The organism is Verrucosispora sp. SN26_14.1, from assembly GCF_004307965.1.
Classification (GTDB): Bacteria; Actinomycetota; Actinomycetes; order Mycobacteriales; family Micromonosporaceae; genus Micromonospora.
The window spans coordinates 1-4,475 of sequence record NZ_SISL01000469.1; the positions used below are offsets into that span (position 1 = coordinate 1).

General features: G+C 70.5%; 3 protein-coding genes and 1 pseudogene. 1 reads left to right on the forward strand and 3 read right to left on the reverse strand.

The features are described from left to right. The 3 genes and pseudogenes from EYA84_RS27245 to EYA84_RS27255 all read right to left on the reverse strand — a co-directional run. Nucleotides 1–416, reverse strand: a pseudogene (locus EYA84_RS27245) (transketolase); the annotation flags it as partial. A gap of 66 nt (nucleotides 417–482) precedes the next feature. Next, nucleotides 483–962, reverse strand: a complete 480-nt coding sequence (locus EYA84_RS27250; protein ID WP_131056628.1) for a MarR family winged helix-turn-helix transcriptional regulator — start codon at nucleotides 960–962, stop codon at nucleotides 483–485. Nucleotides 963–1,068: 106 nt separating this feature from the next. After that, entirely contained in the window at nucleotides 1,069–1,473 is a 405-nt protein-coding gene (locus EYA84_RS27255; protein ID WP_162854388.1) for a YjbQ family protein, read from the reverse strand. Between the two features lie 221 nt (nucleotides 1,474–1,694). Between EYA84_RS27255 and aceE the strand changes: the two genes are divergently transcribed. Continuing rightward, nucleotides 1,695–4,439, forward strand: coding sequence for a pyruvate dehydrogenase (acetyl-transferring), homodimeric type (gene aceE / locus EYA84_RS27260; RefSeq protein WP_131056632.1), 2,745 nt, complete (start codon nucleotides 1,695–1,697; stop codon nucleotides 4,437–4,439). The last annotated feature ends 36 nt before the right edge of the window (nucleotides 4,440–4,475 follow it).

A 4,475-nucleotide genomic window follows, 5' to 3' on the forward strand; every position in this document is an offset into this window, starting at 1 on the left:
GTGCTGGGGCCGCCGTGGTCGCCGGCCGGCTCCGCGTCGGGGTCCCGGCCGGTGTCGGGCTCCCCCCTGCGGGCGGCCTGAGCGGCCCGCACGCAGTAGAACGCGCCGGAGCGGTAGTGCAGCAGGGCCGGGTCGGTGGGGCGTAGCGCCGCGGCGACCCCGGCGTTGCCCTCGTGCCCGGCCGAACCGATCGTGTAGTAGCCCTCGCCGAAGCCGCGGAGCCAGCGTCCGGCGAGGTCGAGTTGGCGGCTGGTGACCTGTGCGTCGAAGAGGTCCAACAGCTCTGCGCCGGTCAGCGTGGCACCGTCGGCCACCGGCTGTGCCGGGTCGGCGCGGCGCCCCGGCGCGGCGAGGGCGGCCAGGGCCTCCCGGAACCGGTCGTCGAGATCCTGCGGGGTGGTCACGTCCGACAGCATTACCGACCGAGGCACGCCTCGCCCACCTGAGCACGTTTCACGCACCTGGGACGGCGCGGCGCCCGACTACGTCCCGAGCCGCTCCGGGCAACCGCCGTCGGAGACCTTCCAGACGAGTTCGCCGAGCGCCGCCAACTCCTCCGTGCTGAGTCCGGCCAGCAGTCGTGAGTCGGACAGCACCCCGTGGACCCGGTCCCGCATCCGCCGGCCCGCCTCGGTCACCACCAGGGTCCGCTGCCGCCGGTCGTCCGGGTCGGCACGACGCTCCACCAGCCCGGCCCGCTCCAGCTTGTCGACCAGCGCGGTCACGTTGGACCGGTCGCAGCGCAACTGCCCGGCCAGCTCACGGGCGGGCAGCGGGTGGTCCGGGTCCAGTTCGTAGAGCGCGCGGGCGACCGCCGGGGTCAGCCCCAGTGCGGCGATCTCGCTGTCCTGGTGGTGCCGCAGGGCGGCGGCCACGTGCATGATCCGCCGGACCGTGTCGCCGGCCACCCGGGACCGGTCGGCCCCACCCGGGCCGACCAGGGTGGCGGGTGGTCGCGGCATGGTCGACATTCTACGATCCGGCCACGTTCGGGCAGTTCCGCCGTTACGTCGGCGGCGCGCCGCCGGGACGGTCGCCTCGCGGTGGCCGGCCGGGCGGGTGTGGTGGTCAGCCGGGCAGGAAGGAGAAGCGGACCTGCCGGCTGGAGTTGTCCCCGTTGGTGTCGACCAGGCAGACGGACTGCCAGGTACCCAGGGCGAGCCGGCCGCCGAGCACGGGCAGCGTCGCGTACGGGGCGACGAAGGCGGGCAGCACGTGGTCGCGGCCGTGTCCGGGCGAACCGTGCCGGTGCTGCCAGCGGTCGTCGGTGGGCAGCAGCGCGTCCAGCGCGGTGAGCAGGTCGTCGTCGGAGCCGGCGCCGGTCTCGATGATGGCCACCCCGGCGGTGGCGTGCGGCACGAACACGTGCAGCAGCCCGTCGCCCTGCCCGGCGAGGAACTGCTCGGCCTCGGCGGTGATGTCCCGGACGGTCGGCCGGGAACCGGTCCGGATGCTGATCACCTCACTACGCATACCCCCCATTCTGCCCGGTTACGAAACCTTGTACCGGCGCGCTCGGCGGCGTTTCCTGGCAAGATCGTCTACTACCCGTCCGGGCCTGCGCGGCGACGCGAAGTTACTGTTCGGTACGTGTGTCGCGCGTCGCCCTTGGGCCGGGTGGACGTGACGGCGAGTGCCGCGACGGGGCAGGATGGCGCTAGAGACCTATCCCACACACAACCGAGGGAACGCCTGTGGCTACGGAACGCAAGCGCCCGGTGATCACGGCCGGACTGCCGAGCCAGCTTCCGGATACCGACCCTGAAGAGACCAGCGAATGGGTCGAGTCGCTCGACGGTGTCATCGATGATCGTGGCACCAAGCGGGCGCGATACGTGATGCTGCGCCTGTTGGAGCGCGCCCGTGAGCGCCAGGTCGGCGTACCGTCGCTGACCACCACCGACTACCTCAACACGATCCCGCCGGAGCGCGAACCCTGGTTCCCGGGTGACGAGCACATCGAGCGCCGGATCCGGGCGTACGTGCGGTGGAACGCGGCGATGCTGGTGCACCGTGCGCAGCGTCCCGAGATCGGCGTCGGCGGACACATTTCCACCTTCGCCAGCTCGGCCTCGCTCTACGAGGTGGGCTTCAACCACTTCTTCCGGGGCAAGAACCACCCGGGTGGCGGCGATCACATCTTCTACCAGGGGCACGCCTCCCCCGGTATGTACGCCCGGGCGTTCCTGGAGGGTCGGCTCAGCGAGAACCAGCTCGACGGCTTCCGGCAGGAGCTGTCGCACCCCGGCGGCGGGCTCCCGTCGTACCCGCACCCCCGGCTGATGCCGGACTTCTGGGAGTTCCCCACCGTCTCGATGGGGCTGGGCGGGCTGAACGCCATCTACCAGGCCCGGTTCAACCGCTACCTCCAGCACCGGGGCATCAAGGACACCTCCGACCAGAACGTCTGGGCCTTCCTCGGTGACGGCGAGATGGACGAGCCGGAGACCCTGGGCGCGATCGGCGTGGCCGCCCGGGAGGAGCTGGACAACCTCACCTTCGTGATCAACTGCAACCTCCAGCGCCTGGACGGTCCGGTCCGCGGCAACGGCAAGGTGATGCAGGAGCTGGAGGCGTTCTTCCGGGGCGCCGGTTGGAACGTCATCAAGGTGGTCTGGGGCCGGGAGTGGGACCCGCTGCTCGCCGCCGACACCGACGGCGCGCTGGTCAACCTGATGAACACCACGCCGGACGGCGACTACCAGACCTACAAGGCGGAGTCCGGGGCGTACGTCCGGGAGCACTTCTTCGGTCGGGACGCGCGGACCCGCAAGATGGTCGACGGCCTGAGCGACGACGAGATCTGGAACCTCAAGCGCGGCGGGCACGACTACCGCAAGCTCTACGCGGCCTACAAGGCGGCGACGGAGCACACCGGGCAGCCGACGGTGATCCTGGCCAAGACGATCAAGGGCTGGACGCTCGGCCAGCACTTCGAGGGCCGCAACGCCACGCACCAGATGAAGAAGCTGACGCTGGACGACCTGAAGACGTTCCGCGACCGGCTCTACCTGGACATCCCGGACTCGGCGCTGGAGGACAACCCGTACCTGCCGCCGTACTACCGGCCGGACGAGAAGTCCGACGAGATGCAGTACCTGCACGAGCGGCGCAAGAACCTCGGCGGCTACCTGCCGAGCCGGCGGACCGAGGCCAAGCCCCTGGCCATCCCCGGCAGCGAGCGCTTCGCCGACGTCAAGCGGGGCTCGGGCAAGCAGAAGGTGGCCACCACGATGGCCTTCGTCCGGCTGCTCAAGGACCTGATGAAGGACAAGCAGTTCGGCAGGCGCTGGGTGCCGATCATCCCGGACGAGGCACGGACCTTCGGCCTGGACTCGATCTTCCCGACCGCCAAGATCTATTCGCCGCACGGTCAGCGGTACACCTCGGTCGACCGGGAGCTGTTCCTGTCGTACAAGGAGTCGACCGCCGGTCAGATCCTGCACGAGGGCATCAACGAGGCCGGCTCGGTCGCCTCGTTCACCGCCGCCGGTTCGTCGTACGCCACGCACGACGAACCGATGATCCCGATGTACATCTTCTACTCGATGTTCGGGTTCCAGCGCACCGGTGACGGTTTCTGGGCGGCGGCCGACCAGATGGCCCGTGGTTTCGTGCTCGGCGCCACCGCCGGTCGCACCACGCTCAACGGCGAGGGCCTCCAGCACGAGGACGGCCACTCGCTGCTGCTCGCGGCCACGAACCCGGCCGTCGTCGCGTACGACCCGGCGTTCGCGTTCGAGATCGCGCACATCGTGGAGAACGGCCTGCACCGGATGTACGGCGAGGAGCAGGAGAACGTCTTCTACTACCTCACCATCTACAACGAGCCGATCCACCAGCCGGCCGAGCCGGAGGGCGTCGACGCCGAGGGCATCGTCAAGGGCATCTACCGGTACGCGGCGGCCCCGTCGGTGGAGGGTGACGCCCCCCGGGCGAACGTGCTCGCCTCCGGCACCGGCATGCAGTGGGCGCTCAAGGCGCAGCAGCTGCTCGCCCAGGACTGGGGGGTGGCCGCCGACGTCTGGTCGGTGACCTCCTGGACCGAGCTGCGGCGGGACGCGGTCGAGTGTGAGGCGTACAACCTCCTGCACCCGGGCGCGGAGCAGCGGGTGCCGTACATCCAGCAGAAGCTGGCCGACGCCGACGGGCCGAAGGTCGCGGTCAGCGACTGGATGCGCGCGGTGCCGGACCTGATCTCCCGCTGGGTGCCCGGTGACTGGACCTCCCTGGGCACCGACGGCTTCGGCCTGTCGGACACCCGGCACGCGCTGCGCCGGCACTTCCGCGTCGACGCCGAGTCGATCGCGGTCGCCACGCTGCGGCAGCTCGCGCTGCGCGGCGTCGTACCGGCGCACGTACCGGCCGAGGCGGCCAAGAAGTACGCCATCGACGACGTGAACGCCGCCCCGGTCGGCGAGACCGGCGGCGACAGCTAGTACCGCACGCACTGAGAGCTGTCTCTTATACACATT

Excerpts from the sequence above, each read along its gene's own strand:
- EYA84_RS27255 (WP_162854388.1), bottom strand. The coding sequence starts at position 1,473 with ATGCGTAGTGAGGTGATCAGCATCCGGACCGGTTCCCGGCCGACCGTC.
- EYA84_RS27250 (WP_131056628.1), bottom strand. The coding sequence starts at position 962 with ATGCCGCGACCACCCGCCACCCTGGTCGGCCCGGGTGGGGCCGACCGG.